General features: G+C 71.5%; 25 protein-coding genes, 2 tRNA genes and 1 pseudogene. 16 read left to right on the plus strand and 12 right to left on the minus strand.

The window, feature by feature from the left end:
* Positions 1–14: 14 nt before the first annotated feature.
* Positions 15–815: an isocitrate lyase/phosphoenolpyruvate mutase family protein gene (locus tag VGL85_RS11850; protein ID WP_331589149.1), complete on the plus strand. Its 801-nt coding sequence runs from the start codon at positions 15–17 to the stop codon at positions 813–815.
* Between the two features lie 141 nt (positions 816–956).
* Here VGL85_RS11850 and VGL85_RS11855 read toward each other — a convergent pair whose 3' ends face one another.
* Positions 957–1,337 (minus strand): VOC family protein, encoded by a 381-nt coding sequence (locus VGL85_RS11855; RefSeq protein ID WP_331589150.1) that lies wholly within the window; start codon positions 1,335–1,337, stop codon positions 957–959.
* 134 nt (positions 1,338–1,471) lie between these two features.
* Here VGL85_RS11855 and polA point away from each other — a divergent pair, with 134 nt between their 5' ends.
* Positions 1,472–4,375, plus strand: coding sequence for a DNA polymerase I (gene polA, locus VGL85_RS11860; RefSeq protein WP_331589151.1), 2,904 nt, complete (start codon positions 1,472–1,474; stop codon positions 4,373–4,375).
* A 22-nt stretch (positions 4,376–4,397) separates the two neighbouring features.
* Here polA and VGL85_RS11865 read toward each other — a convergent pair.
* A tRNA-Ala gene (locus VGL85_RS11865) sits at positions 4,398–4,473 on the minus strand.
* A 120-nt stretch (positions 4,474–4,593) separates the two neighbouring features.
* Here VGL85_RS11865 and VGL85_RS11870 point away from each other — a divergent pair.
* Positions 4,594–4,899 (plus strand): YggT family protein, encoded by a 306-nt coding sequence (locus VGL85_RS11870; protein WP_331589152.1) that lies wholly within the window; start codon positions 4,594–4,596, stop codon positions 4,897–4,899.
* Positions 4,900–5,106: 207 nt separating this feature from the next.
* On the opposite strand, the gene VGL85_RS11875 is transcribed toward VGL85_RS11870, so the two are convergent.
* Entirely contained in the window at positions 5,107–6,411 is a 1,305-nt protein-coding gene (locus VGL85_RS11875) for an ammonium transporter (protein ID WP_331589153.1), read from the minus strand.
* Positions 6,412–6,612: 201 nt separating this feature from the next.
* On the opposite strand from VGL85_RS11875, the gene VGL85_RS11880 reads away from it, so the two are divergent.
* Complete coding sequence (locus VGL85_RS11880) at positions 6,613–7,383, plus strand: Sir2 family NAD-dependent protein deacetylase (protein ID WP_331589190.1); 771 nt, start codon at positions 6,613–6,615, stop codon at positions 7,381–7,383.
* 9 nt (positions 7,384–7,392) lie between these two features.
* On the opposite strand, the gene VGL85_RS11885 is transcribed toward VGL85_RS11880, so the two are convergent.
* The 5 genes from VGL85_RS11885 to VGL85_RS11905 form a co-directional block, all read right to left on the minus strand.
* Positions 7,393–7,854: a hypothetical protein gene (locus VGL85_RS11885; RefSeq protein WP_331589154.1), complete on the minus strand. Its 462-nt coding sequence runs from the start codon at positions 7,852–7,854 to the stop codon at positions 7,393–7,395.
* A gap of 81 nt (positions 7,855–7,935) precedes the next feature.
* Positions 7,936–8,011 (minus strand) — tRNA-Thr (locus tag VGL85_RS11890).
* Positions 8,012–8,080: 69 nt separating this feature from the next.
* Positions 8,081–9,634, minus strand: a complete 1,554-nt coding sequence (locus VGL85_RS11895) for a heme biosynthesis HemY N-terminal domain-containing protein (protein WP_331589155.1) — start codon at positions 9,632–9,634, stop codon at positions 8,081–8,083.
* A complete protein-coding gene (locus VGL85_RS11900) occupies positions 9,631–10,530 on the minus strand; it encodes a hypothetical protein (protein WP_331589156.1) in 900 nt (299 codons plus the stop codon). The genes VGL85_RS11895 and VGL85_RS11900 overlap by 4 nt, the downstream gene beginning before the upstream one ends.
* Positions 10,527–11,231 (minus strand): uroporphyrinogen-III synthase, encoded by a 705-nt coding sequence (locus tag VGL85_RS11905; RefSeq protein WP_331589157.1) that lies wholly within the window; start codon positions 11,229–11,231, stop codon positions 10,527–10,529. Before VGL85_RS11905 ends, VGL85_RS11900 begins: the two co-directional genes overlap by 4 nt.
* A 56-nt stretch (positions 11,232–11,287) precedes the next feature.
* On the opposite strand from VGL85_RS11905, the gene VGL85_RS11910 reads away from it, so the two are divergent.
* Together VGL85_RS11910 and VGL85_RS11915 are read left to right on the plus strand one after the other, a co-directional pair.
* Positions 11,288–11,776 (plus strand): DUF3828 domain-containing protein, encoded by a 489-nt coding sequence (locus VGL85_RS11910; RefSeq protein WP_331589158.1) that lies wholly within the window; start codon positions 11,288–11,290, stop codon positions 11,774–11,776.
* A 25-nt stretch (positions 11,777–11,801) separates the two neighbouring features.
* Complete coding sequence (locus VGL85_RS11915) at positions 11,802–11,975, plus strand: hypothetical protein (RefSeq protein WP_331589159.1); 174 nt, start codon at positions 11,802–11,804, stop codon at positions 11,973–11,975.
* An 18-nt stretch (positions 11,976–11,993) separates the two neighbouring features.
* On the opposite strand, the gene hemC is transcribed toward VGL85_RS11915, so the two are convergent.
* Entirely contained in the window at positions 11,994–12,971 is a 978-nt protein-coding gene (hemC, locus tag VGL85_RS11920; RefSeq protein WP_331589160.1) for a hydroxymethylbilane synthase, read from the minus strand.
* 70 nt (positions 12,972–13,041) lie between these two features.
* On the opposite strand from hemC, the gene tsaD reads away from it, so the two are divergent.
* From tsaD to VGL85_RS11945, 5 genes are read left to right on the plus strand one after another with little or no spacing between them, the layout of a single operon-like run.
* Entirely contained in the window at positions 13,042–14,139 is a 1,098-nt protein-coding gene (tsaD, locus tag VGL85_RS11925; protein ID WP_331589161.1) for a tRNA (adenosine(37)-N6)-threonylcarbamoyltransferase complex transferase subunit TsaD, read from the plus strand.
* The gene (locus VGL85_RS11930; protein ID WP_331589162.1) at positions 14,136–15,122 is read left to right on the plus strand and encodes an NAD(P)H-dependent glycerol-3-phosphate dehydrogenase; all 987 of its coding nucleotides are present in this window, start codon (positions 14,136–14,138) and stop codon (positions 15,120–15,122) included. The genes tsaD and VGL85_RS11930 overlap by 4 nt, the downstream gene beginning before the upstream one ends.
* A 6-nt stretch (positions 15,123–15,128) precedes the next feature.
* Complete coding sequence (locus VGL85_RS11935; protein WP_331589163.1) at positions 15,129–15,416, plus strand: YciI family protein; 288 nt, start codon at positions 15,129–15,131, stop codon at positions 15,414–15,416.
* Positions 15,413–15,772 carry a Rieske (2Fe-2S) protein gene (locus VGL85_RS11940; protein ID WP_331589164.1) on the plus strand — a complete coding sequence of 120 codons (360 nt, stop codon included), beginning with the start codon at positions 15,413–15,415 and terminating at the stop codon, positions 15,770–15,772. Before VGL85_RS11935 ends, VGL85_RS11940 begins: the two co-directional genes overlap by 4 nt.
* A 55-nt stretch (positions 15,773–15,827) precedes the next feature.
* Positions 15,828–16,355 (plus strand): YbhB/YbcL family Raf kinase inhibitor-like protein, encoded by a 528-nt coding sequence (locus VGL85_RS11945; protein WP_331589165.1) that lies wholly within the window; start codon positions 15,828–15,830, stop codon positions 16,353–16,355.
* Positions 16,356–16,379: 24 nt separating this feature from the next.
* Here VGL85_RS11945 and VGL85_RS11950 read toward each other — a convergent pair whose 3' ends face one another.
* From VGL85_RS11950 to VGL85_RS11960, 3 genes are all read right to left on the minus strand, one after another.
* Positions 16,380–16,871 (minus strand): hypothetical protein, encoded by a 492-nt coding sequence (locus VGL85_RS11950; protein ID WP_331589166.1) that lies wholly within the window; start codon positions 16,869–16,871, stop codon positions 16,380–16,382.
* Positions 16,868–17,620, minus strand: a complete 753-nt coding sequence (locus VGL85_RS11955; protein ID WP_331589167.1) for a creatininase family protein — start codon at positions 17,618–17,620, stop codon at positions 16,868–16,870. The genes VGL85_RS11950 and VGL85_RS11955 overlap by 4 nt, the downstream gene beginning before the upstream one ends.
* A gap of 76 nt (positions 17,621–17,696) precedes the next feature.
* Entirely contained in the window at positions 17,697–18,197 is a 501-nt protein-coding gene (locus VGL85_RS11960) for a hypothetical protein (RefSeq protein ID WP_331589168.1), read from the minus strand.
* A 176-nt stretch (positions 18,198–18,373) separates the two neighbouring features.
* Between VGL85_RS11960 and acs the strand changes: the two are divergent.
* The 5 genes and pseudogenes from acs to VGL85_RS11985 form a co-directional block, all read left to right on the plus strand.
* Positions 18,374–20,251, plus strand: a pseudogene (gene acs, locus VGL85_RS11965) (acetate--CoA ligase); the annotation flags it as partial.
* 66 nt (positions 20,252–20,317) lie between these two features.
* The gene (locus VGL85_RS11970; RefSeq protein WP_331589191.1) at positions 20,318–20,647 is read left to right on the plus strand and encodes an AMP-binding enzyme; all 330 of its coding nucleotides are present in this window, start codon (positions 20,318–20,320) and stop codon (positions 20,645–20,647) included.
* A gap of 25 nt (positions 20,648–20,672) precedes the next feature.
* On the plus strand, positions 20,673–21,263 hold the full coding sequence (locus VGL85_RS11975; protein ID WP_331589169.1) for an SRPBCC family protein: 591 nt from the start codon (positions 20,673–20,675) through the stop codon (positions 21,261–21,263).
* A gap of 10 nt (positions 21,264–21,273) precedes the next feature.
* Positions 21,274–22,248, plus strand: coding sequence for a small ribosomal subunit Rsm22 family protein (locus VGL85_RS11980; protein ID WP_331589170.1), 975 nt, complete (start codon positions 21,274–21,276; stop codon positions 22,246–22,248).
* Positions 22,249–22,330: 82 nt separating this feature from the next.
* Positions 22,331–25,189: a pitrilysin family protein gene (locus VGL85_RS11985; protein WP_331589171.1), complete on the plus strand. Its 2,859-nt coding sequence runs from the start codon at positions 22,331–22,333 to the stop codon at positions 25,187–25,189.
* Positions 25,190–25,213: the final 24 nt, after the last annotated feature.

Consider the following 25,213-nt stretch of genomic DNA (forward strand, 5'->3'; position numbering starts at 1 on the left):
TCAAGGGAATGACCATGGACCAGAAGACCGCCGCCACCTTCGCCGCCCTGCACGCGGGGCCGGACATCCTGGTCTTGCCCAACGCCTGGGACGCGGCCAGCGCCGCGGTGATGGAGGACGCCGGCGCCAAGGCGGTCGCCACCTCCTCGGCCGCCGTCGCCTGGGCGCACGGTTATCCGGACGGCGACAAGCTGCCGCTGGAGAAGCTGCTGTTCACGGTGTCCACCGTGGCACGGGCCGTGAAGGTCCCGGTCACCGCCGACATCGAGGGCGGCTACACCGATGACCTCGGCCAGCTTTCCGAGACCATCAAGGCGGTGATCGGCGCCGGCGCCGTGGGCGTCAACCTGGAGGACGGGACCCGTGAGCCGGCGCTGCACGCCCGCAAGATCGAGGCGGCGCGCAAGGCCGCCGAGGCGGTCGGCGTGGCGCTGTTCATCAACGCGCGGACCGACGTCTATCTGAAGGGCCTGGCTGAGGGCGAGGCGGCCTACGCGGAAACGGTGCGGCGCGCCGCGCTCTATCGCGACGCCGGCGCGAGCGGGATTTTCGCGCCCGGCGCAGCCGGGACCGAAGTTGTCGGACGGCTGGCCAAAGCCATCGCCCTCCCGCTCAACATCATGCTCTGGCCCGGCGTGCCAAAGGCCGCCGAATTGCAGGCCGTGGGCGTGCGGCGGGTGTCCTCCGGCGCCTCGCCGTTCCGCGCGGCCTATGCCGGCCTGGCGCGGATGACGGCCGCCTACCTGGCCGACGGCAGCGGCGCGGCTTTCGCCAATGTGGAAGGGCTCGGGAACCTGAACGCGCGGTTCGGGTAGTCCCAAGCACCCCAATTCCTCCGTCATGGCCGGGCTTGTCCCGGCCACCCATCGACACCGACGCCGCGAGATTGATTGCGGCATAGGTGCGTATGGGTCCCCGGCACAAGGCCGGGGATGACGAGCCTTGGGTGGGAGTGGCTAGGCCGGCATGCGGTGCAGGGCGCAGAGCTTGTTGCCGTCCGGATCGCGCAGATAGGCGAGGTAGAGCTTGCCGGTCGGGCCTTCGCGCACGCCCGGCGGGTCCTCGATGGAGACGCCGCCGTTGGCGAGGCCCGCGGTGTGCCAGGCGTCGGCCTGGGCCGAGTCGGCGCAGGCGAAGCCGACGGTCGAGCCGTTGCCGATGCAGGCGTCCTCGCCGTCGATCGGCAGGGACGCGGCGAACACGCCGGTAGGCGTCATCCAGAAGATGCGGTGGCGGTCGACCCGGCCCGGCGGCACGCCGAGCGCGCCCAGGGCGGCGTCATAGAACTTCTTGGACCGGTCGAGATCGTTGGTGCCGACCATGATGTGCGAGAACATTGGCTTCCTCCGGCTGAAAGTGACGCCCGCGTCATGCCCGGCGGCGCAGCGCAAGACAATGGGGGGCGAAAGACAATCGCCGGAGGCGGTCACGCCATGATGACCTGTCGCGGACGTGCGCCTATCTTGGAGCCATGACCGAGACGCTCGACGCCGCCGACCCCCAGGACGCGCCCCAAACCCTCGACCAGATTCCGCGCGACCCGACCCAGGACGGGCCGAAGGTGCGGCTGTACCTCGTCGACGGCTCGGGCTTCATCTTCCGCGCCTTCCATGCGCTCCCGCCGCTGACGCGCAAGTCGGACGGCCTGCCGGTGGGCGCGGTCTCCGGCTTCTGCAACATGCTGTGGAAGCTCTTGGCCGAGATGCGCGCCCAGGCCGACGCCCCGACCCACCTGGCGGTGATCTTCGACCACTCCGAGGATACCTTCCGCAACAAGCTCTACGACCGGTACAAGGCCCATCGCCCACCGCCGCCGGAGGACCTGGTCCCGCAGTTCCCGCTGGTGCGCGAGGCGACACGGGCGTTCGGCGTGCCCTGCCTTGAACTGCCCGGCTATGAGGCCGACGACCTGATCGCCGCCTACGCCTGCAAGGTGCGCGACATCGGCGGCGAGGTGGTGATCGTCTCGTCCGACAAGGACCTGATGCAGCTGGTGGGACCACGCGTCTCAATGCTGGATACGATGAAGACCCCGAACCTGGTGATCCGCGAGCCGCAGGTGTTCGACAAGTTCGGGGTGACGCCGGACAAGGTGGTCGACGTCCAGGCCTTGTGCGGGGATTCCGTGGACAACGTCCCCGGCGCGCCGGGCATCGGGATCAAGACCGCCTCGGCCCTGATCAACGAATACGGCGACCTCGACACCCTGTTGGCCCGCGCCGCCGAGATCAAGCAGGACAAGCGCCGCCAGACCCTGATCGACTTCGCCGACCAGATCCGGCTGTCGCGCCAGCTCGTCCAGCTCGACTGCGACACCCCGCTGCCGGAGCCGATCGACGACCTGGGCGTCCGCGCGCCCGACATCGAGACGGTGACCAAGTTCCTCGACGGCATGGAGTTCCGCACCCTGACCCGGCGCGTGACCGAGGCGCTGTCGGGCGAGGCGCCGCCGAGCGCGGTCCCGGCGCCTTCCGCCGGCGACGGCCGCGCCGCGCCGTCGGCCCCGACGCACGGCGCCATAGACACCTCGGTCTACGCCTGCGTGCGCGACCTGCCGACCCTGGACGCCTGGATCGCCCGCGCCTTCGCCGCCGGGCTGGTCGCCTTCGACACCGAGACCGATGCGCTGTCGTCCTCGGCCGCCAACCTCTGCGGCGTGTCCCTGGCCGTGGCCCCGGGCGAGGCCTGCTACATCCCGCTGGGCCATGAGCATGAGCACGAGGGCGGCCTGCAGCTCGAGGCGCCCGCGGCGCTCGACCAGATCCCGCTGGCCGACGCCATCGCGCGGCTGAAGCCGCTGCTGGAAGCGCCGGGCGTGCTGAAGGTCGCCCAGAACGGCAAGTACGACATGGCCGTCCTGGCCCGCCACGGGATCGAGGTCGGACCCATCGACGACACCATGCTGATCGCCTTCGCCCTGGAGGGCGGGCTGCACAAGAGCTACGGCATGGACGAGCTCAGCAATCGCCTGCTGGGCCACGAGCCGATCAGCTTCAAGTCGGTGGCCGGGACCGGCAAGGCGCAGAAGAGCTTCAAACACGTACCTCTGGACGCGGCCACCTGCTACGCGGCGGAGGACGCCGACGTCACCCTGCGCATCTACCAGCACCTGCGCCCGCGGCTCAGCCACGAGCACCTCTTGACCGTCTACGAGACCCTGGAGCGGCCGATGCCCAAGGTGCTGGTGGGCATGGAGCTGGCCGGCGTGAAGGTCGACCCGGAGCGGCTGCGCCAGCTCTCCAACGACTTCTCGGTGCGCATGGTGGAGCTGGAGGGCGAGGCGCACCGCGTCGCCGGCCGCCCGTTCAACCTAGGATCGCCCAAGCAGATCGGCGACATCCTGTTCGGCGAGATGGGCCTGGCGTCCGGCCGCACCACCGCCACCGGCGCCATGTCCACCGACGCCTCGATGCTGGAGGACCTTGCCGCCCAGGGCCACGAACTGCCGCGCATCCTGCTGGACTGGCGCCAGGTCTCCAAGCTGAAGGGCACCTACACCGACAACCTGGTCGCCGCGATCAACCCGAAGACCAATCGGGTGCACACCAGCTATTCCCTGGCCGCGGCCACCACCGGCCGCCTCGCCTCGTCCGACCCCAACCTGCAGAACATCCCGGTGCGCACCGAGGAAGGCCGCAAGATCCGCAAGGCGTTCATCGCCGAGCCCGGCCATGTGCTGATCAGCGCCGACTATTCGCAGATCGAACTGCGCCTGCTGGCCCACATCGGCGACATCGCCCAGCTGAAAAAGGCGTTCGCCGACGGCCTGGACATCCACGCCATGACCGCGTCCGAGATGTTCGGCGTGCCGGTGGAGGGCATGCCGGCCGAGACGCGCCGGCGCGCCAAGGCGATCAACTTCGGCATCGTCTACGGCATCTCGGCCTTCGGCCTGGCCAACCAGCTTTCGATCCCGCGCGAGGAAGCCGGCGCCTATATCAAGACCTATTTCGAGCGCTTCCCCGGCATCCGCACCTACATGGACCGCATGCAGCGCCAGGTGCGCGCCGAGGGCTTCGTCACCACCATCTTCGGCCGCAAGGTCTTCATCCCGGCCGCGCAGGGCAAGAGCCAGGCGGAGCGCTCGTTCGGCGACCGCGCGGCGATCAACGCGCCCATCCAGGGCGCCGCCGCCGACATCATCCGCCGCGCCATGGTGCGCATGCCAGACGCCCTTGTGGCCGCCGGCCTGAAGGCCAAGATGCTGCTGCAGGTGCACGACGAGCTGATCTTCGAGGCGCCGGAAGCCGAGGCCGAGGCGGTGATCGCGGTGGCGAAGGCGGTGATGGAGAAGGCGCCGGAACCCGCCGTCGCGCTCAGCGTGCCCCTGGTCGTCGACGCTCGCGCCGCCGCCAACTGGGACGACGCGCACTAGGAACTGCGGCGGGGAAGGGTCCTGGTGGAGCCGAGGGGAATCGAACCCCTGACCTCCTCATTGCGAACGAGGCGCTCTACCATCTGAGCTACGGCCCCTTGGGGAAACCCGAGGGTGGTCCAGGAAGGCGCGGAATAGCCCTTTTTCGCCCTGCCCTGTCAAGCCGCCTGCGCGCCTTGGCCGCTTGTCAGCACGGCAAAGCCCGCTAGAACCGGGGCATGGGATCCTTCCTGCTCTACATCGTCGATGGCCTGCTGCAGCTCCTGGCGCTGGCCATCATCATCAGCGCGGTCCTGTCGTGGCTGGTGGCCTTCGACGTGATCAACCTGCGCAACCGGTTCGTCTACAACGTGGCCCGTTTCCTGGACGCGGTGACGCGCCCGGTGCTGCGGCCCGTGCAGAAGATCATCCCGCCGATCGGCGGCGTGGACATCAGCCCGATCATCGTGCTGCTGATCCTGCAGGGCATCCGCATCTACCTGCTGCCGCTGCTGTTCACCCCGATCATCAACGTCCTGCACTGAGGGTTTCCGCCGGCCGGTCCGCGCGGGCGTCCGGGCCGCCGCCAGCTTGGGCGGACGAGGTTACGTCAGCCGGGAACCGAACCCGCGCGCGGATGTTTAACCCTCGATCCCACGGACGCCCCCCGCCGTCGGATCACAGACCGGCCCGGCGACGCCCTGGCATCCCCCCCGACCAACGCCGGGCCGGCCACTTCCTCCCACAATTCCTCAAGGATTCCAGGCGCGTTCGCCGTGCGTGGCCATGTCGAGACCTTCCTCGATGGCCTCGTCGCGGGCGCGCAGGCCCACCGTCCTGGCGACCACAAAGGCGATGAGCAGGCTGGCGATGGCCGACCAGGAAACGACCGCAGCCAGGCCCAGCGCCTGGACGCCCGCCTGGCGGACCATGTCCATCCCGGCCCCATAGCCGGCGCCGCCGAGGATCGGGGCGGCCAGGACCGCCACCAGCATGGTCCCCAGCATGCCGCCCACGCCATGCACCGCGAAGACGTCCAGGCTGTCGTCGATCTTCCAGCGGTGCTTCACCAGGTCGACGAACTGGTAGCAGACGAAGCTGCCCACCGCGCCCACGGCCACGGCGCCGACCGGGCCGATGAAGCCGGAGGCCGGGGTGACCGTGGCCAGGCCCGCCACCACGCCGGTGACCAGGCCCACCATGCTGGGACGCCGGAAGCGGCGCCACTCTATCAGCGCCCAGACCAGGCCCGCCGAGGCGGCGGAGAGGTGGGTGGCCATCAGGGCCGCGGCCGCGTCGGCGTTGGCGGCCAGCGCGCTGCCGGCGTTGAAGCCGTACCAGCCGACCCACAGCATGGCCGCCCCCATCATGGTCATGCCCGGATTGTGCGGCGGCGCCAGGTCGCGCGGGAAGCCGTCGCGGGGCTTGAGCCGCCAGGCCAGCACCAGGGCCGAGGTCCCGGCGGTGGCATGCACCACCAGGCCGCCGGCGAAATCCATGATGTGGCGGTCCATCAGCCAGCCGCCGCCCCAGACCCAGTGGGCCACCGGCGCATAGACGATCAGCAGCCAGAGCGCCGAGAACAGCAGGACGGCGCTGAAGCGGATGCGCTCGACCACCGCGCCGACGATCAGGGCCGGGGTGATGATCGCGAAGGTCATCTGGAACATGAAGAACAGCGACTCCGGCGCGTCGCCATGCATCGCCGCGCGGCCATGAGGCAAGCCGAACGCCGCGAGGTCGCCGATCAGCGGCCAGGTCCCGGAGAACGCCAGGCTGTAGCCGCCGGCCAGCCAGAGGAGCGACACCAGGCAGGCGATGGCCACGCAATGGGTCATCACCGACAGGGCGTTCTTCAGCCGCACCAGGCCCGCATAGAACAGCGCCAGCCCCGGCAGGGTCATGAACAGCACAAGGGCCGTGGCGGTGAGCAGCCAGGCGGTGTCGCCGCTGTTGAGGGCCGCTGTCGCCGGGGCCTGGGCCAGCGCCGGGCCAGCCAGGCCGGCCAGCGCGGCCGTCGCCCCCGCGACCAGGGCCGCTCGTCTCCAGACCCGCATGTCCGCTCCCCCTGTTCGGTCGCCCTTGCCCCGACAGTCGCCATTGTGGCCCGGCGATCTGCCCAAACCTTGGGCATACCCTTTGATGCATTCTTAGGCGGACGCGCAAGCCCGTCGAGAGGCGCCCCGCAATTCCGCGGCGTCTGGGATCTCGTCAACTTCCGCTGGCGCGCCGCGGCGCGAGCCCCCACCTTGTCGCCGATGTCAGCCGCCCCATCCCGGACCTCGTCGACCCGAACCGATCTCGCCCGGCTGATCGCCGACGCGCGGCGGCTGGTGGTGTTCACTGGCGCGGGCATTTCGACCGAAAGCGGCATTCCCGACTTCCGCAGCCCTGGCGGGGTTTGGAGCCAGATGAAGCCGATCTACTTCCAGGACTTCGTCGCCGACCCGGAGAAGCGGCGCGAGGCCTGGGCGCGGGCCTTTTCCGGCCGCGCCGGATGGACGGGCCGCGAGCCGAACGCCGGCCACCGCGCCGTGGCCCGGCTGGTGGCGAGCGGCAAGGCCGCCTGCGTCATCACCCAGAACGTCGACAACCTGCATCAGGCCTCCGGCGTGCCGGCCGACAAGGTGATCGAGCTGCACGGCAACGCCAGCTATGCGTCCTGCCTGGAGTGCGCCGAGCGGCACGAACTGGCCGACCTGAAGGTGGGGTTCGAGAAGGCGGGCGAAATCCCCTACTGCCGCCGCTGCGGCGGCCTGGTGAAGACCGCCACCATCTCCTTCGGCCAGCAGATGCCGGCCGAGCCCATGGCCCGCGCCGAGGCCGCGACCCTGGCCTGCGACGCTTTCCTGGTGCTGGGCTCGTCCCTGGTGGTCTATCCGGCCGCCGGCTTCCCGTTGATGGCCAGGCGCAACGGGGCGAAACTGGCCATCGTCAATCGCGAGCCCACCGAACTCGACGGCTACGCCGACCTGGTTCTGCACGACGAGATCGGCCCGGCGATGAGCGCCGCCGCGCCGGCGAACTGAGCGGGCGGCCTACTTCGGCGCGGGCGCGGGCGGCGCACTGGCGGCCGGGGGAGCCGCCGCCGGGGGCGGCGCGCCGGGCGGCCGCAGGCCGTTGATCGCCGCCTGGACTTTCCGCGACGTGCCGTCGACCAGCGGCCCGCAGCGCTGGAGTTCGGCCTGCAGCTGCTGCGGCCCCAGGCTCGGCGCCTGTGCCTTCACCGCCGCGGCGAGGTCGAGGCCCGGCGCACGCTCCGAGATGCGGCCGGCGAAGAAGAACACCCCGATCTGGCCCGCCTGCGGGTGATCCTTGTTGAGGTTGGAAAAGGCCACCATGGTCAGCAGGCAACGCACGTCGTCGTTGACCGTGGCCGAGCCGGTCTTCGCCGCGGCGGCCGGCTTCGCAGCCGGCTTGGCCTGGGCCAGGCTCACGGCCGGGGCGCCGGCGGCTGCGAGCGCGAGCGCCGAAAGGAAGATGGCAGGGTTGGCTCGCATGGTTTCGCCTTTCGGGCCGGAACAGATGGAACGGCGCCGCGAAGGTGGGACGTCGCAGGGATTTCGAACGTTCCGGAGAGATGGTGCCGCCAGGGTGACTCGAACACCCGACCTACGCATTACGAATGCGCCGCTCTACCGGCTGAGCTATGGCGGCCCAAGTTCCCCAAGAGAGGGGAGGCCCCGGAATCACTCGCGGACGGAGACCCCGCCCGCGAAGGCGCGCCTATTTAGCGGCTCTGGGGGCGCTCGCCAAGCGGCGTGCGCCACCCCTGCGGCGCGCGGGCGCAGGGGCCGGATCGGCGGAGGGGCCATCGTCGTCGTCATAGGCCTCGTCGTAGCCCTCGGCGTGCTCGGGATAGAGCTGCGGCTCCGCGCCGTCGGCGGCCAGGAAGGTCGCCGCGTCGGCATAGGCGATCGGCAGCTCCGGCAGCTCGGAAAGGCCCTTCTCGCGGCGTTCCAGGCGCGGGTGGATCAGCTCGCCAGTCTCGGCGTAGGCCAGGACCAGCCGCGCCCAGTCGGCCGGCGGATAGGCGAAGGCGCGGCCCTCGGCGTCGAGGTCCGACCAGTCAGGTTCGGCCGGGGCGTTCATCCCCTGGGCCAGCCACAGGCGCGCCTCGTCCGGCTGACCCGTGGCGTAGGCGACGCGGGCGCGAAGGCCGGCCAGGCGGGCGGTCGCCGGTTCGGCGTCGAGGGCTTCCAGCGCCTGACGGGCGCCCGCGCCATCGCCGGCGATCAGGGCGCGCTCCACCGCCAGGATGCGGCCCTCGCGGGCGTTGGGGTTCTGGGCGGCGAGCTCGCCAAGGCGCTTGCCGCGCTCGGCCGGGGTCTCGTTGGTCTTCAGGTCGCGGTAGGCGAGCCACAGCGCCGGGTGCGGATGGGCTTTCCAGGCGGCTTCCAGCACGGCCTGGGCGCGGCCGACCTTGCCGTCGGCGGCCAGGAAGCGGGCGGCGATGGCGGCGGCGGGCGCGAAGCCGGGCTGCAGGCGCGCGGCGTCAACGGCGCTGTCCAGCGCCTGGCCCCAAATCTTGGCGTCACGAACCTTGGCGTCGGGCGCGTCGGCCTGCTGGGCGGCGAGCGCGGTGAGCAGGGCGGCGCGAGCGCGCTCGGCGGTGACCGGCGGGACGATCTTGCGGTCGGCGGCGTTCTTGACCAGCTCCAGGCCCTGGGACCACTCGGCGGCGGCCAGGCGGTTCTCCAGCAGGGCGCGCCAGGCCCAGCGGGCGCTGCGGGTCTCGTTGAACGCCTCCTGAGCATGGCGCAGGGCCGTCTCGCGCTCACCCTGGGCCAGCGCCAGCTGCATCAGCCCCTTGTGGCCCGCCAGCCGCATCTCCGGAAAGCCCAGCATGGCGGTGTAGGCGGCCTGGGCTCCGGCGATGTCGCCGGCCGCCTCGGCGGCTTGGGCGGCCAGGACCCGCACCAGGCCTGGCGTCTCTTCGGCGAGGTCGGCGGCCTTCTGTGCCAGGCGTCGCGCCTCGGGCCCGTCGCCGGCGGCGGCGGCCAGGAAGCCGCGGGTCAACGCCTCATTGGCCTGCCGGCGGCGGTTCTCGGCGCGCGCTCGCTCGGCCCGCTGCGGCGCGGCCAGGACCCAGAACAGGGTGCGCCAGAAGATGGTCACCAGCAGGGCGCCGAAGAAGACGATCAGCACCGCGACCGCCGCCGTCATGTCCGCCCGCCAGCCCAGCCAGACCATGGTGGCGTGGCCCGCGTCGCCGGAGAGCGCGAGCACGGTGACGGCCACCGCGGCGACGATCAGGATGGCGAGGCTGGCGCGGATCATGCGCCCGCGCGCCCCCAGCCGGCCTGGGCCTCGCCGGCCAGGGTCTGCAGGGCCCGGGCGCGCAGGGCCTCGGCGTTGCGGTCGATCTCGGCGCGCCGTTCGGCCCGCGCCCGCCAGGGCGCCATGGCGTCGCGCGCGCCCGGCGGCAGGCGGTCGAGGGTGCGCAGCGCCCTGTCGAGGTCGCCATCGTCCACCTGACGTTCGGCGCGGGCGAGCAGCTGGTCGACCCCGTCGCCGGCGGCGTCGCCGACCCTACGCAGGGTCACCACCCGCGACAGTTCATAGACGATCCGCTCGCCCAGGCCGGCCTTGGGGCCGGGCGCGCGGGCGGCCGAGGCGGCGTGGGCGGCATAGTCGGGGTAGCTGACGGCGAGCGCCGTGCGGCTGGGCGCGCCGGCCGCGGCCAGGCGGGCAAGGGCAGCGAGTTCCGGCGACGGCGGCGAGATGGCGCGCAGGCTGGAAAGTTCGTCGGCGAACGGGCCGGTCCCCTGGCTGGCGTCGACGACGGCCGAGGCGGCGAGCGCGGCGGCCGCGGCCTGCGAGGCATGGCCCTGCTGGGCCTCCAGCGTCGCGACCCGGGCGGACAGGCGCGCGACGTCGGCCGAGGGCGCCGCCGGGGTGGCGGCCGGTACGGGCGCGCCGAGGGCCGGGGTGAGGGCCGGCGCTGGGGCGGCGTCGGCGGCCGTCGCGGGCTCGGCGACGGCGGCCTTCGGCGGCGCCTTCGGGCCGAACAGCCGCGGCCCGTAATCGGCGATCGCCACGCCGGCCAGGACGCACAGCAGCATCAGGACGATCATCGCCCAGAAGGTGAAGCCGAGCAGCGGCTTTCGGCGGTATTCGGCCGGATCCCTCGGGGTCTCAGGGGCGCCGAGCGGTGTGTCTGGCGGCGAGCTCATGACGCACGGTCTATCAGATTCAGCAGGGCGCCTTCGAGAGGCATGGAGGGGAAGCTGCGCGGTCCGACCTTGGCGCGGGCCAGCGGCTTGACCACCGCCTTGGAGAGGCCGAGCGCGCGCAGCCCCGGCGCCGGCTGGGCCTTCAGCAGGCCGGCCAGCACCTGCGCCGCCTTGGGCGAATGCAGCAGGACCGCGTCGCTGGCCAGCAGCGGCGCGGCCGCCTCGGGCGTGAGGGCCACCGCGACCGTCTCATAGAGCAGCAACCGGCGCGCGGTGACGCCCTGAGCCTCCAGCGCGCCCACCAGGTCGCCGGCCGGCTCCAGCGCGCCCGGGTGGAGCACGATCCCGCGCAGTTCACCGCGGCGCAGGGCGATGCCGTTGGCCAGCGCCTCGACGTCGCCGTCGGCGGAAAGCACCAGCCGGAACCCTGCGGCCCGCGCCGCCTCCGCCGTCGCCGCGCCCACGGCGAAGACCCTGAGCGACCGCTCGCCTGAAAGGTCGGCGAAGGCGCGCACGCCATTGGCGCTGGTGAAGGCCAGGGCCGCGACGCCGGAAAGCTCGACTTGGGCGTCCGGCAGCAGCTTCACCGCCAGCAGGGGCGCGACGATCGGCTCGTGGCCCAGGGTGCGCACCCGCTCGGCGGTGGCGTCGGCGCCCGGTCGGGCCCGGGTGATCCAGATTTTCTGTCGGCGGCGCGGCATCCAGCGATTCTGCGCCGCAGGAGCTTAACCTTCTACAAACCGTGTTACGGGAGGCCATGCGCCTTTCCGCTCCGATCCTCACCGCCCTGGCGCTGTTGGCGGCCATGCCTGCGGCCTCTCAGGACGCAGCGTCCGCCGACGCCTTCGTGCGGGGCCTCTACGCAGCCTACGGGACCGGCCACTCAGACAACACCGTGGCGGACTATTTCGACCGTGGGATGGCCCGGGTCTTCGCGCCCCGCCTGATCGCCCTGATCCGCCGAGACCGGGCCCTGACGCCGAAGGGTGACGTCGGCGCATTCGACTTCGATCCGATCTGCAGTTGCCAGGACGACGCCGGGCTCAAGATGACGGACCTGAAGGTGACCGCGCCCGCCCGGGGCACGGCCGCCGCGCGGGTCGCCTTGCGCTTCGCTGGCGGCGAAACGATCCGTCTCACTCTCGACTTGGTCGCCACCAGCCACGGCTGGCGGATCAACGACATCCACTCGGCGGACACGCCCAGCCTGGCAGCCTATCTTCGCCAGCATGGCGGGGGCCGCTAGGCGGCAAACCTGCTACAACGCCATCATGACTGATGAGACCCCGCCACCCGCCGAAGAGACCTCGATCCAGCGGGCGCTGCGCCTGAAGAACGAGAAGATCGCCGCGCGCCCCAAGCCGCCGCGCGGCGGGCGGTTCCAGCGGGAGCAGGCCGCCGCGGCCCGTTCGTCGTCGAAGTCGAAGCCCTGGACGTCGCGCTAGGGTCTGGCCCCTGGCATCCTAGCTGAGGTCGATGGCGTCGCCGGCGTCGGCCTTGACCGCCAGGCCCAGCGACAGGCCCAGCGCGCGGGCCGAAGCCTCCGCGTCGGCCAGTTCGGTGAGGTCGGCCTCGCCGGCGTGGCGGAAACGCCGCGAACCGTCCGTCGACAGCGCCTCGACGATCAACTTCAGGCGCGCGCCCTCGAACCAGGCATGCGCCCCGATCGCGGTCTTGCAGGAGCCTTCCAGGGCGGCCAGCGCCCCGCGCTCAGCGGCTACGGCGACGGTGGTTCCGGGGTGGCGGATAGCCTGGACCCAGGCGGCGTCGCAGTCGCCCACCCGGGTCTCGATGGCCAGCGCCCCCTGGCCGGGCGCCGGCGGGCAGTCGTTGGGATCGATCAGGGCCTTGGGCAGGTGGCCCAGGCCCAGGCGGCGCAGGCCGGAATAGGCCAGCAGGATGGCGTCGGCCTCGCCGGCCTGCAGCTTGGCCAGGCGGGTGTCGACGTTGCCGCGCAGCATGCGCACGTCGAGGTCGGGCCGCCGATGCAGCATCTGCGCCTGGCGGCGCAGGCTGGCGGTGCCGAGCACGGCGCCGCGCGGCAGGGCCTCGAGGCTGTCGGCCTTCAGGCTCAGGAAGGCGTCGCGCGGGTCCTCCCGCTCCGGGATGGCGGCGATGCAGAGGCCGTCGGGCAGCAGCGCCGGCATGTCCTTCAGGGAATGCACCGCGCAGTCGATGCGCCCATCCAGCAGGGCCTCCTCGATCTCCTTGGTGAACATGCCCTTGCCGCCGATCTCCAGCAGCCTGCGGTCCTGCACCTTGTCGCCGGTGGTGGTGATGACGATCAGCGGGGCGGCGGCCGCGACTTCCTCCGGCTTCTCCGGATCGGCGCCCAGGGCTTCGGCGATGCGGCGCTGCATGTGGCCGGCCTGAGCCAGGCTCAGCTTGGAGCCGCGGGCGCCGATCCTCACCTGGGTTTGTACGGCTGGTTGCGTGGGCACGGTGGGAGGGCTACCTCGGGGCGGACTACAGAAGCGCCTGCTACAGGAGCGGGCGCCCCCCGGCAACCGGATGACAGCCGAGACGACCCAGACGATCCTTGGCCTCGAGACCAGCTGCGACGAGACCGCCGCGGCCGTGGTGCGCCTGGGCGCCGACGGCCGCGCGGAGGTGCTCTCGTCGGTGGTCGCCAGCCAGATCGCCCAGCACGCCCCGTTCGGCGGGGTGGTGCCGGAGATCGCGGCCCGCGCCCACGTGGAGGCGATCGACGCCATCGCCGGGCGCGCGCTCGCGGAGGCCGGCCTGGATTTCAAGGGCCTGACCGGGGTCGCCGCCACCGCTGGCCCTGGCCTGGTCGGAGGCGTGATGGTGGGGCTGTCGTTCGGCAAGGCGGTCTCGCTGGCCCGTGGCCTGCCGCTGGTCGCCGTGAACCACCTGGAGGGCCACGCCGTCTCCGCCCGCCTGGGCGCGGACGTCGCCTATCCCTTCCTTCTGCTGCTGGTCAGCGGCGGCCATTGCCAGTTGTTGGAGGTCGAAGGCGTTGGCGCCTGCCGCCGGCTGGGCTCGACCATCGACGATGCGGCCGGCGAGGCGTTCGACAAGATCGCCAAGACGCTGGGCCTGCCCTACCCCGGAGGGCCGGCTCTCGAGCGGCTGGCCGAGACCGGCGATCCAGCACGTTTCGAGCTTCCTCGAATGTTGTTGGGGCGCAGGGATTGCGATTTCTCCTTCTCCGGCCTCAAGACCGCCGCGGCGCGGATCGCCGAGGGGCTCACGACAGACAAGGATCGCGCCGACCTGGCCGCCGCCGTCCAGGCCGCCATCGCCGCCCAGCTCGCCGAGCGCAGCGACCGGGCCATGGCCGCCTATGGCGCGCGGCACGGCGCGTCCGGCCTGCGGTTCGTGGTGGCGGGCGGGGTGGCGGCCAACGCGGCGGTTCGGGCGCGGTTGCAGGCGAGCGCCGAAGCGCGCGGCTTTGCCTTCACCGCCCCGCCACTCGCCTACTGCACCGACAACGCCGCCATGATCGCGCTCGCCGGCGCCGAGCGGCTGGCCCTGGGGATCAGCGATCCCCTGGACGCGGTGGCGCGGCCGCGCTGGCCGCTGGACGAAGCCGCCGCCGCCGCAAGCCCGACCCATGCGCCCGGCCGCAAGGGCGCCAAGGCATGAGGACTGCGGGCGTCATCGGCGGCGGCGCGTGGGGCACGGCGCTCGCCCAGGTCTGCGCGCGGGCCGGGCTCACCCCAACGCTCTGGGCGCGCGAGGCCGACGTGGTGGCCGCCGTCAACGCCAGCCACGAGAACACCAGCTTCCTGCCGGGGGTCGAGCTGGACCCCGCGATCCGCGCGACGGGCGACCTCGCCGACCTGGCCGCCAGCGACCTGGTGCTCGCCGTGACGCCGGCCCAGCACCTGCGCGCCGCGCTCACCGCCTTCGCGCCGCACGCCCGCGACGGCGTGGCGATCCTGCTCTGCGCCAAGGGGATCGAGCAGGGCTCGCTGAAGTTGATGACGCAGGTCCTGGCAGAGACCACGCCCCAGGCGCGGCCGGCGGTGCTATCCGGCCCGAGCTTCGCCGGCGAGGTGGCGCGCGGCCTGCCGACGGCAGTGACGCTCGCATGCCCGGATCCGGGCTGCGCCGAGGAGTTGGCGGAAGCCATCGCGACCCCGACCTTCCGGCCGTACTTCGCCAGCGACATGGTGGGCGCCGAGGCCGGCGGGGCGATCAAGAACGTGCTGGCCATCGGCTGCGGCATCGTCGAGGGCCGGGGCCTCGGCCGCTCCGCCCACGCCGCGCTGATCACCCGCGGCTTCTCGGAGATCACCCGCATCGCCGTCGCCCTGGGCGGCCAGGCCGATACGGTGGCCGGGCTGTGCGGCCTGGGCGACCTGGTGCTCACCTGCTCCAGCCCGCAGTCGCGCAACATGAGCGTCGGCCTGGCGCTCGGCCGCGGTCAGACGCTGGAGGGCGCCCTGGCCGGCAAGCTATCCGTGGCCGAGGGCGTGGCCTCCGCGCCCGCCGTGCGGCAACTGGCCAGGAAGCTCGGCGTCGACGCCCCGATCTGCGAGGCCGTGGCCGCCATCCTGGCCGGCGAGATCGGCGTCGACGACGCCATCCGCGGCCTGCTCTCCCGACCCCTTCGCGAGGAATAGACGACCATGGCGCTCTTCATGCTGGCCTGCTTCGACAAGCCGGGCGCAATCCAACTCCGCATGGCGACGCGCGAGGCGCACCTGGCCTACGTCCGCGAAAACGCCGACGCCGTGAAACTGGCCGGGCCGATGCTGGACGCCGCCGACCAGATGGCGGGCTCGCTGTTTGTGCTGGAGTGCGCCGACCGCGAGGCGGCGGAGGCCTTCACCACGAACGACCCCTATCAGAAGGCCGGCCTGTTCGACCGGGTCGAGGTGCGCGGCTTCAAGGTCTCAATCGGGTCGCTCGGTTGAGAGACGGACCGGACAACCCGGCCAAGCCGGCCGCGGGCATGCGGCTCTGCGCGGTGGATGAGATCGCCGACCCGGGCTCCAAGGGCTTCCGCTTCCGCGCCGAGGCCCGCCTCTTCGCGGGCTTCGTGGTGCGCCAGGGCGAGGCGGTGCGCGGCTTCGTCGACCAGTGCCCGCACGCCGGCTGGCCGCTGGGCTATGACGACCGCTACCTGACGCGCGGCGGCGACCATATCCTGTGCGCCGGCCACGGGGCGCTGTTCACCCTGGACGGCGAGGGCGTCACCGTGCCCTGCCTCGGCCAGCGGCTGACCGCCTGGCCGGTGGAGGTGCGCGAGGGCGAGGTGTTCACCACTTGAAACCCGCGTAGTCTGCGCCGAGAACCCTAGGCTAGCGGATCTTGCAGGACCCGGCATGCGCCTTCCCTTCATCGTCTTTTCCGTGGCTCTCGCGACCGCCAGCCCGACGCTCGCCGCCATGACCCTGACCAGCACGGACCTGAAGCCGGGCGCGACGATGCCGCCTGCCCACATCTATCCGCGATGCGGCGGCCAGAACCTCTCGCCGCAACTGGCTTGGTCGGCGCCCCCGAAGCAGGCGCGCAGCCTGGTGCTGACGATGATCGACATGGACGTGACGCCGAACCTCTGGTCGCATTGGATCGTCACCGGACTTCCGGCTCGGGCCGGAAGCCTGGGCGAAGGGCTGAAGGGCCTGCCGGCCGGCGCGCAGGCCGTGAAGAGCAACTTCGGGGAGGCGGCCTATGACGGACCCTGCCCGCCGCCCGGGAGCGGCGTCCACCATTACCGGTTCACGGTCTGGGCCATTCCCGCCACCGACTTCGCCGCCGATCCCGATCAGAAGGCTGACGAGCTGGTCGCCAGGTTGTCGGCGATCGCGCTCGATCGCGCTGTCCTGACCGTCACCGCCAAGGCGAAGTGACCGGAACCCAGGCCGCCCACCGGCTCAGGCGACGGCCTTGCAGGCCAAGCGGTCGCCGAGCACGAAGGCGCCGGTCTTGTCGATCGGGAACCATTCCACGAAGAAGCCCCGCGCGTTCGGGCGGCTGTAGATGAAGCGTTCCATGGGCTTCACGCCCTCGTAGCGGGTCCAGGTCAGCTTGTCGTCGGCCCAGCCGGGCGACTCCAGCCAGCGTTCGCCGCTGAAGGGATCGGAGATGGCGGCGCGGAAGCCGACGCCCTCGCCAGCGCCCCACAGCTCTATGGCGTGGAACGGCCCCGGCGGCTTGTCGTCCTGATGCAGGATCAGCGACTGGCTGGGCGCGTCCCAGGTCGCGGTGATGTCCGAGGCCGTGGGCTTGCCGCTGGCGAAGGCGCCGGTGCAGTCCCAGCGGCCCTGGAAGGCTTTGAGCGAGGTGACGTCGGTCTTCGACTGAGCCTCAGCCGCGCCGACCGAGGCCAGGACGGCGGCCGCCAGGATCGAAGCCCGCGTCCTCATGCCGGCATCGCCTCGCCGGTGAAGGCGCCAACGTCCTCCATCAGTCCCTTGACCGCCGCGGCCACCAGCTCGCCGCCCTTTTCCGGGCTGGCCTGGGCCGGGTCGGAGCCCATGCGGCCGTCGGGGTAGCGGGCGCGGAAGTCCAGCGCCTCGCGGATCGGGCCGGTGGGGGCGATCTGCGGCGCGTAGTTGGCCGCCTTGATGGCGTCGGGATAGCCCCACTGGGTGACGGCGATCTCGGACGGCGTGGCGTGGCTGCCATGGCCGGTGGGGAACTGGCGGTTGGCCAGCGCCATGACGCCCGGCAGCTCCCACCAGTTCTTCAGCTTGCAGGCGAAGCCGCGATTGCGACCGGAAAAGGTCGCCTCGGCGTAGAGTTCCGAGAAGGCCGCCTCGATGGTGGCGACGTTGCCGCCGTGGCCGTTCAGGAAATAGAGCTTCTCGAAACCCGCCAGGCCCAGGCTGCGGCACCAGTCGAAGATCGCCGCCATGAAGGTGGATGGGCGAAGCGCGATGGTGCCAGGAAAGCCCAGGTGGTGCTGGGCCATGCCGATGTTGAAGGTGGGCGCGACCAGCAGGTCCGGATGCTGGCGCTGCGCCTCGTGGGCGATGATCTCCGGGCATAGCCAGTCGGTGCCCAAAAGGCCGGTCGGCCCGTGCTGCTCGTTGGAGCCGATGGGGATCACCACCGTCCTCGAACGCTTCAGATAGTCGTCGATCTCCTGCCAGGTCGACAGATGCAGCAGCATGGGCGGGCCTCTTCGCGATGAGTTCCTGGGCTTAATCCCTCGCCCGCCGCCGCGCCAGGGGGCGCAGGCAGGGGCGCTAAAGGCCCTGGGTCTGGGTCTGCGCCCAGGCGGACCTGGAGGGCATGGCGCTCAGCCGCCAGACCCCGTCGCGCTTGGTGAAGGTCAGCAGGCAACGCCGGGTGGCCCGTTCCTCCAGGCAGACGTGGGTCAGGTCGCGCACCTTCATGAAGGGGATGATCTGCTGGGCGGTGGGCCGGGCGGGCCAGCCGGGCGCGGTGCGAAGCGCGGCCTGGCGCACGGCCTGCGGGCTGACCATCCGGTCGAGCACGAACTCGCTCGGCGGTTCGCCGACATCGAGGCCCTTGGTGCGGCCCAGGTCGGCCATCTGTTCGGCGAGATCGGTCCGCAGGGCCTTGCGGTCGAGCCCGGACTCGAAGCCCGCGCGGTCGCCCTTGTCGGCGGCGGCCAGGAACTTCGCGATGGCCCTGGACGCATCGCCCCGCTCGCCCAGGCCGCAGCTGGCCAGGACGCCCATGGAGATTGCGATGACGGCGGCCGCCCCACCCTTGCCAAGCATGCCTGACCATGGCCGCCCGGGCGGTTTCCGGCAAGCTTGACCGCCGAGGTTGTTGCGCCCGGCGCGCCGCTACGGATACTGCCTTCCGCAGGTGTCAGAAGTTGAATTCGGGAGTCCGCGCCGTGTCCGATAACGAAGTCTTCCCGGTCCCCGAGGCCTGGGCCAAGAAGGCCCTGATGAACGCCGCCGCCTATGACGCCGCCGTGGCGCGCGTCGAGGCCGATCCTGAGGGCTATTGGCGCGAGGTCGGCAGCCGCCTGACCTGGAGCAAGCCCTTCACCCAGGTGAAGGACGTCTCGTTCGACCGCGCGGACTTCCGCATCCGCTGGTTCGCCGACGGCGAGCTGAATGTCTCGGTCAACTGCATCGACCGCCATTTGCCTGAGCGCGCCGACCAGGTGGCGCTGATCTGGGAAAGCGACGACGGGTCTATCAGCGACAACATCACCTACGGCCAGCTGCATACCGAAGTCTGCCGCATGGCCAATGTGCTGAAGGCCAAGGGCGTCAAGAAGGGCGACCGGGTCACCATCTACCTGCCGATGATCCCGGCGGCGGCCTACGCCATGCTGGCCTGCGCGCGGATCGGGGCGGTCCACTCGGTGATCTTCGGCGGCTTCTCGCCGGACAGCATCGCCGGGCGCATCCAGGACTGCGATTCCAGGATCGTGGTCACTGCCGACGAGGGCCTGCGCGGCGGCAAGCCGGTGCCGCTGAAGAAGAACGTCGACGAGGCGCTGGCCTCCTGCCCCAACGTCACTGACGTGATCGTCATCAAGCGCACCGGCGCCGAGGTCCCGATGACCGCCGGCCGCGACGTCTACTATTCGGACATCAAGCAGAGCGTCTCCGACCGTTGCGATCCCGAGCCGATGAACGCGGAGGACCCGCTGTTCATCCTCTACACCTCCGGCTCGACGGGAAAGCCCAAGGGCGTGCTGCACACCACCGGCGGCTACCTCACCTGGGCCGCGCACACCCATGAGCTGGTGTTCGACTACCGTCCGGGCGAGGTCTTCTGGTGCACCGCCGACGTGGGCTGGGTGACCGGCCACAGCTACGTGGTCTATGGCCCGCTCGCCAACGCCGCGACCAGTGTGATGTTCGAGGGCGTGCCGAATTACCCGACCGCCTCGCGGTTCTGGGAGGTCTGCGACAAGCACAAGGTCGAGATCTTCTACACCGCGCCCACCGCCATCCGCGCCCTGATGCGCGAGGGCGACGAGCCGGTGACGCGGACTTCGCGCAAATCCATCCGCCTGCTGGGCACGGTGGGCGAGCCGATCAATCCGGAGGCCTGGCACTGGTACCACCGCGTGGTCGGCGAAGGCCGCTGCCCGATCGTCGACACCTGGTGGCAGACCGAGACCGGCGCCTGCCTGATGAGCCCCCTGCCGGGCGCCACAGCCCTGAAGCCCGGCTCCTGCACCAAGCCGCTGCCCGGCGTGAAGCCGCAGCTGGTGGACGCCGAGGGCAAGGTGCTGGACGGCCCGATCAGCGGCAACCTGTGCCTGATCGACTCATGGCCCGGCCAGATGCGCACGGTCTACGGCGACCACGACCGGTTCATCGCCACCTACTTCTCGACCTATCCCGGCAAGTACTTCACCGGCGACGGCGCGCGGCGCGATGAGGACGGCTACTACTGGATCACCGGGCGGGTGGACGACGTGATCAACGTCTCCGGCCACCGGCTGGGCACCGCCGAGGTGGAGAGCGCCCTGGTGGCCGACCCGAACGTCGCCGAGGCCGCCGTCGTCGGCTATCCGCACGAGATCAAGGGCCAGGGCATCTACTGCTTCGTGACCCTGAAGGCCGACGTGCAGATCACCCCGCAGCTCGAGCCGGAACTGCGCAACTGGGTGCGCCGTGAGATCGGCCCCTTCGCCTCGCCCGACGTGATCCAGTTCGCGCCGGGCCTGCCCAAGACCCGCTCCGGCAAGATCATGCGCCGCATCCTGCGCAAGGTGGCCGAGGGCGATATCGCCAACCTGGGCGACACCACCACGCTCGCCGACCCCAGCGTGGTCGACGACCTGGTGCGCAACCGCGCCGAGGACGGCGCGCCGGACATCATCCCCATCGAGGGTGGCCGGATCGGCGCCGACGCCATCGAGAACGTGCTGGAAAGCCACGACGCGGTCGCCGACGCCGCCGCGGTGGGCGCGCCCGACGGGGTCCACGCCTTCGTGGTCGCGGCCCCGGACGCGCGGGTCACCGACATCCTGGAGGCCGACCTGAAGGGGCTGGTGCGCCGCGAGATCGGCGCCGCCGCCGTGCCCAAGTCCGTGCGCTTCGTCTCGGCCCTGCCGCGGGTGAAATCGGGCGCGGTGGCGCGGCGCATCCTGCGCAAGGTGGCGGCCGGCGACCTTTCGAACCTCGGCGACCCGTCGCAGCTCGCCGATCCCGGCGTGCTGGACGACCTGCTGAAAACCCCGGCGAGCGCCTGAAGGCCTGGGCCCGGCGGCGACCTGGATGCGCAGAGCCCTCCTCATCGTCGTCGCGCCCTGGGCCGCTTTCCTCACCGGCGCCGATCCCGCGTGGGCCATGATCCTGTCGGACCGGGCGGCGGAGCAACTCGACCGCGGTCGGCCCTATGTGGACGTCGAACCCGGTCCCGACGGCTCGTCGGGGGTGATCCAGGCGGCCATCGACGTGGCCGCGCCGCAGGCGGTGGTGTTCAAGGTGATGACCGACTGCGACCTGGCGCCGAAGATGGTCGCGGGCCTGAAGAGCTGCCGGGTGCTGGACCGCGACCCACAGGGGCGCTGGGATATCCGCGAGGAGGTCTCGAAGATGACCTTCGCGCCCTCGGTGCGCACGGTCTATCGCGAGGACTTCGACCCGCCGCACAGCATGACCTTCCACGCCGCCGGCGGCGACCTGAAGATCTTCGAAGGCCAGTGGCGGCTGGAGCCGCACGGCGATGGCGTGCGGGTGACCTATGAGGCGCGGATCGCCGCGCCGTTCGCCGTGCCGGGCTGGGTGGCGCGCATCGCGCTGCGCCACGACCTGCCGCAGGCGCTGCTGGCCCTGCGCCGCGAGGCCATGGCGCGCGCCCAGTGAGCGCCGCATGGTGAGCGCGGAACTCCCCGCGGCCCTGCGCGCGGCGCTGGATCGGGCGCTGGAGGGCGCGCCACGCAAGAGCCTGGCCGAGCGGGCGGCGCGGACGTCGGAGGCCTACCGCGCCGGCCGGCCCTCGGCCGGGGTGATCCGCGACGCCGACGATGCGCTGGCCTATGCGCTGACCCGCGCCCCAGCCACCTATGCCGCCTGCGCCCGCGTCTTCGCTGAAGCCGCGCATCGAGCCCCCGCCTTCGCGCCGAAGACCCTGCTGGACGCCGGCGTCGGGACCGGCGCGGCGAGCTGGGCGGCGGCGGAGACGTGGCCGGGCCTTTCGGCGGCGACCTGGCTGGACGCCAGCGCCCCGTTCCTGGACCTGGCCTGCAGCCTGGCCGCCGCCGGCCCGGAGGCCTTGCGGTCCGCCGAACAACGCCGCGCCGACCTCACCGCCGGCGGCCCGTGGCCAAAGGCCGACGTCGTGGTCGCCAGCTACGCCCTGGCGGAAATCCCTGCCGATAAGCAAGATTCGATAATCGACGAACTATGGGCTTCCACCGAGGGCCTGCTGGCGATCGTCGAGCCTGGGACACCGGTCGGGTATGGCCGCATCCTGAAGGCGCGGGACCGGTTGATCGCCCTCGGCGCGACCCTCGTGGCGCCGTGCCCGCATCAAGCGCCCTGCCCGCTGACCGCCCCCGACTGGTGCCACTTTTCGGTGCGCCTGCCCCGCAGCCGCGACCATCGCCTGGCCAAAGGGGGGGAGGTCCCGTTCGAGGACGAGAAGTTCGCCTACCTGGTCGCCGCCCGTCCGGGGGTCGCGTTGGAGCCGCCTCGCCGACGCATCCTGGCGCCGCCACGGACCGGCAAGCCCGGCATCCAGCTGAAGCTCTGCGCGCCGCACGGCGCGGTCGAGCAGCGCCTGGCGACCAAGCGCGACAAGGCCGCCTTCGCCGCGGTCCGTCGGCTGGGCTGGGGCGACGTCGCCTGATCCAATCGACCATGACGCAGCCTTAAGCTTCCCCGGCCCGACGCCGGTGCTAAGGATGACGGCTCGCATCCCCGGAGGCCGAATGTTCCGTCCCGCGCTTACCGCCCTCCTCGCGCTCACGCTCGCCGCGCCGGCGCTGGCCCAGACCAAGCCCGCCGCCAGGCCGAAAGCCCATGCGGCCGCCGCCGCGCCCAAGGCGCAGGTGCCGCCGATCGTCTACACCAAGCGGGTGCTGGCCAACGGCCTACAGGTCTATGAGAGCCTCGACCGCTCGACGCCCAATGTGACGGTGCAGGTCTGGTACGGCGTCGGCTCGAAGGACGATCCCGCCGGCCGCTCCGGCTTCGCCCACCTCTTCGAACACATGATGTTCAAGGCCACGCGCGACCTGCCGGCCGAGAGCTTCGACCGGCTGACCGAGGACGTCGGCGGCTTGAACAACGCCTCCACCTTCGACGACTTCACCAACTACTACGAGGTGGTGCCGGCCAATCACCTGCAGCGGCTGATCTGGGCCGAGGCCGAGCGGATGGGGTCGCTGGTCATCGACGAGGCCAACTTCAAGTCCGAGCGCGACGTGGTGAAGGAGGAGCTGCGCCAGCGGGTGCTGGCCTCGCCCTACGGGCGGCTGTTCCGCCTCTATGTGCCGCAGGCGACCTATACGACCCACCCCTACCATCGTCCCGGGATCGGCTCGATCACCGAACTGGACGCCGCCACCATCGATGACGTGCGCGCCTTCCACGAGGAATACTACCGCCCGGACAACGCCGCCCTGATCGTGGTCGGCAACTTCGACAAGGCCACGCTCGACGCCTGGATCGACAAGTACCTGGCGCCACTGAAGGACCCGGCCCAGCCGATCAAGCGGGTGACCGCGGTCGAGCCCAGGCGCACCCATTCGGGCGTCTACAACGGCTATGGCCCCAACGTGCCGCTGCCGGCGGTGGTGATGACCTGGCTAGGCCCGAAGGCGTCGGACCCCGACGCGCCGGCGCTGAAGGTGCTGGACGCCATCCTGTCGGCCGGCAAGTCGTCGCGGCTCTATGACAGCCTAGTCTACAACAAGCAGATCGCCGCCGAGATCTATTCCAACGCCGACCTGCCGGCCCAGCCGGGCAACTTCGCGGTGGGCGCGATCATGGCCTCGGGCCACTCCCTCGCCGAAGGCGAGGCGGCCCTGCTGGATGAGGTCAAGAAAATCCGCTCGGCCCCGCCCAGCGCCGTCGAGATGGCCACCGCCAAGAACCAGCTGATCGCCGGCAAGCTGCGCGAGCGCGAGACCATCGACGGTCGCGGCTTCGCGCTCGGCTACGCCCTGCGCATCAACGGCGACGCGGCCAAGGCCAACACCGAGCTCGCCGACCTGCAGGCGGTGACGCCGGCCGACGTGCAGCGGGTGGCTGAGAAGTACCTCGATCCGAATCTGCGCGAGACCATCACCTATCGGCCCGAAAGCGATCGGCCGAAGGGCGAGGCCGAACCCGCGGCGCCGACCCCGCCCAAGCAGGTGGCGACCTACACCGGCCCGGTGTTCACCCTGGCCCCGGAGGCGCAGCGCCAGAAGCCGCCGCCGGTGGGCGCGCCGGTCGCGCCGGTGCTGCCGAAGCCCGCCGAGAAAACCCTGGCCAACGGCCTGACGGTGATCGTGGCCCGTTCCTCCAGCCTGCCGCTGGTCACTGCCGACCTGACCATCAAGACCGGCGGCTGGGCGGACCCGAAGGGCCTGGCCGGCGCCGCTTCCATGACCGCGGACATGCTGACCGAAGGGACCAGGACTCGCTCGGCCCAGGCTATCGCCCAGCAGACCGAGGCCCTGGGCGCCACCCTGGAATCCGGCGCGAACCTGGAGGCGTCTTCCGTGACGCTCAACGTCATGACCGACAAGCTCGGCCAGGGCATGACGATCATGGCCGACGTGGCGCGCAACCCGGCCTTCAAACCCGAGGAGCTGGAGCGCCAGCGGGCCCAGGCGCTGGATGGCCTGCGGGTCGGCTACCGCGACCCAGGTCAGGTTTCGGCCTATGCGGCGGCCCCGATCGTCTTCGCCGGCACCGCCTTTGGCCACTCGCCCTCCGGCACGCCCGGCTCGTTGCCGAAACTCAAGCCCGCCGACCTTGCAGCCTTGCACAAGACCTGGTTCCGGCCCGACAACGCCGTCCTGGTGCTGACCGGCGACATCAGCGCCGCGCAGGGCTTCGCCCTGGCCGAAGAGACCTTCGGAAGCTGGGCCAAGCCGGCTTCGCCCCTGCCGCCCGCGCCGGTCATCGCACCGAACGGCCGGCCCCGCGCCGTGGTCATCGACGTGCCGGGCGCCGGCCAGGCGGCGGTGAACCTGGCCAAGGTCGGCATCCCGCGCAACGACCCGGACTACTATCCGGGCATCGTGGCCAACACCCTGCTGGGCGGCGGCTATTCCTCCAGGCTGAACGAGGAGATCCGCGTCAAGCGCGGCCTCTCCTACGGCGCGTCGTCGAACCTCTCGGCCAACCGCACCACTGGCTCGTTCCGCGCCGCGGCCCAGACCAAGAACGAGAGCGCCGTGCAGGTGGCCGACCTGATCGCCGAGCAGATGACCTCGATGACCACGACCCCGGCCAGCGCCGACGAGCTCACCGCCCGCAAGTCCAGCCTGGTCGGGGGCTATGGCCGGCGGCTGGAAACCAGCACCGGCCTGGCCAACATCCTGGGCAACCTGGCGCTCTACGGCGTGCCGCTGGACGAGATCACCCGCTATACCGCCAAGGTCGACGCGGTGACCGCCGCCCAGGTGCAGGCCGTGGCCAAGCGCGTCATGGACCCCGCCCAGGCCAGCCTGATCATCGCCGGCGACGCCAAGACCTTCGCCGCCGAGCTGAAGGCCAAGCGGCCGGACCTGGAGGTGATCCCGGCGAGCCAGCTCGACCTGGACAGCCCGACGCTGAGGAAACCCTCCCCGTAGTGGGGAGGGTGGCTGGAGCGGAGC

This window comes from Phenylobacterium sp., from assembly GCF_036501465.1.
Classification (GTDB): Bacteria; Pseudomonadota; Alphaproteobacteria; order Caulobacterales; family Caulobacteraceae; genus Phenylobacterium.

Excerpts from the sequence above, each read along its gene's own strand:
- VGL85_RS11950 (WP_331589166.1), bottom strand. The coding sequence starts at position 16,871 with ATGAGGACGCGGGCTTCGATCCTGGCGGCCGCCGTCCTGGCCTCGGTC.
- VGL85_RS11855 (WP_331589150.1), bottom strand. The coding sequence starts at position 1,337 with ATGTTCTCGCACATCATGGTCGGCACCAACGATCTCGACCGGTCCAAG.
- VGL85_RS11895 (WP_331589155.1), bottom strand. The coding sequence starts at position 9,634 with ATGATCCGCGCCAGCCTCGCCATCCTGATCGTCGCCGCGGTGGCCGTC.
- VGL85_RS11960 (WP_331589168.1), bottom strand. The coding sequence starts at position 18,197 with ATGCTTGGCAAGGGTGGGGCGGCCGCCGTCATCGCAATCTCCATGGGC.
- VGL85_RS11905 (WP_331589157.1), bottom strand. The coding sequence starts at position 11,231 with ATGCCGCGCCGCCGACAGAAAATCTGGATCACCCGGGCCCGACCGGGC.
- VGL85_RS11930 (WP_331589162.1), top strand. The coding sequence starts at position 14,136 with ATGAGGACTGCGGGCGTCATCGGCGGCGGCGCGTGGGGCACGGCGCTC.
- VGL85_RS11850 (WP_331589149.1), top strand. The coding sequence starts at position 15 with ATGGACCAGAAGACCGCCGCCACCTTCGCCGCCCTGCACGCGGGGCCG.
- polA (WP_331589151.1), top strand. The coding sequence starts at position 1,472 with ATGACCGAGACGCTCGACGCCGCCGACCCCCAGGACGCGCCCCAAACC.
- VGL85_RS11975 (WP_331589169.1), top strand. The coding sequence starts at position 20,673 with ATGCGCAGAGCCCTCCTCATCGTCGTCGCGCCCTGGGCCGCTTTCCTC.
- VGL85_RS11900 (WP_331589156.1), bottom strand. The coding sequence starts at position 10,530 with ATGAGCTCGCCGCCAGACACACCGCTCGGCGCCCCTGAGACCCCGAGG.
- VGL85_RS11945 (WP_331589165.1), top strand. The coding sequence starts at position 15,828 with ATGCGCCTTCCCTTCATCGTCTTTTCCGTGGCTCTCGCGACCGCCAGC.
- VGL85_RS11955 (WP_331589167.1), bottom strand. The coding sequence starts at position 17,620 with ATGCTGCTGCATCTGTCGACCTGGCAGGAGATCGACGACTATCTGAAG.
- VGL85_RS11870 (WP_331589152.1), top strand. The coding sequence starts at position 4,594 with ATGGGATCCTTCCTGCTCTACATCGTCGATGGCCTGCTGCAGCTCCTG.
- VGL85_RS11935 (WP_331589163.1), top strand. The coding sequence starts at position 15,129 with ATGGCGCTCTTCATGCTGGCCTGCTTCGACAAGCCGGGCGCAATCCAA.
- tsaD (WP_331589161.1), top strand. The coding sequence starts at position 13,042 with ATGACAGCCGAGACGACCCAGACGATCCTTGGCCTCGAGACCAGCTGC.
- VGL85_RS11985 (WP_331589171.1), top strand. The coding sequence starts at position 22,331 with ATGTTCCGTCCCGCGCTTACCGCCCTCCTCGCGCTCACGCTCGCCGCG.
- VGL85_RS11885 (WP_331589154.1), bottom strand. The coding sequence starts at position 7,854 with ATGCGAGCCAACCCTGCCATCTTCCTTTCGGCGCTCGCGCTCGCAGCC.
- VGL85_RS11910 (WP_331589158.1), top strand. The coding sequence starts at position 11,288 with ATGCGCCTTTCCGCTCCGATCCTCACCGCCCTGGCGCTGTTGGCGGCC.
- VGL85_RS11880 (WP_331589190.1), top strand. The coding sequence starts at position 6,613 with ATGTCAGCCGCCCCATCCCGGACCTCGTCGACCCGAACCGATCTCGCC.
- VGL85_RS11875 (WP_331589153.1), bottom strand. The coding sequence starts at position 6,411 with ATGCGGGTCTGGAGACGAGCGGCCCTGGTCGCGGGGGCGACGGCCGCG.
- VGL85_RS11915 (WP_331589159.1), top strand. The coding sequence starts at position 11,802 with ATGACTGATGAGACCCCGCCACCCGCCGAAGAGACCTCGATCCAGCGG.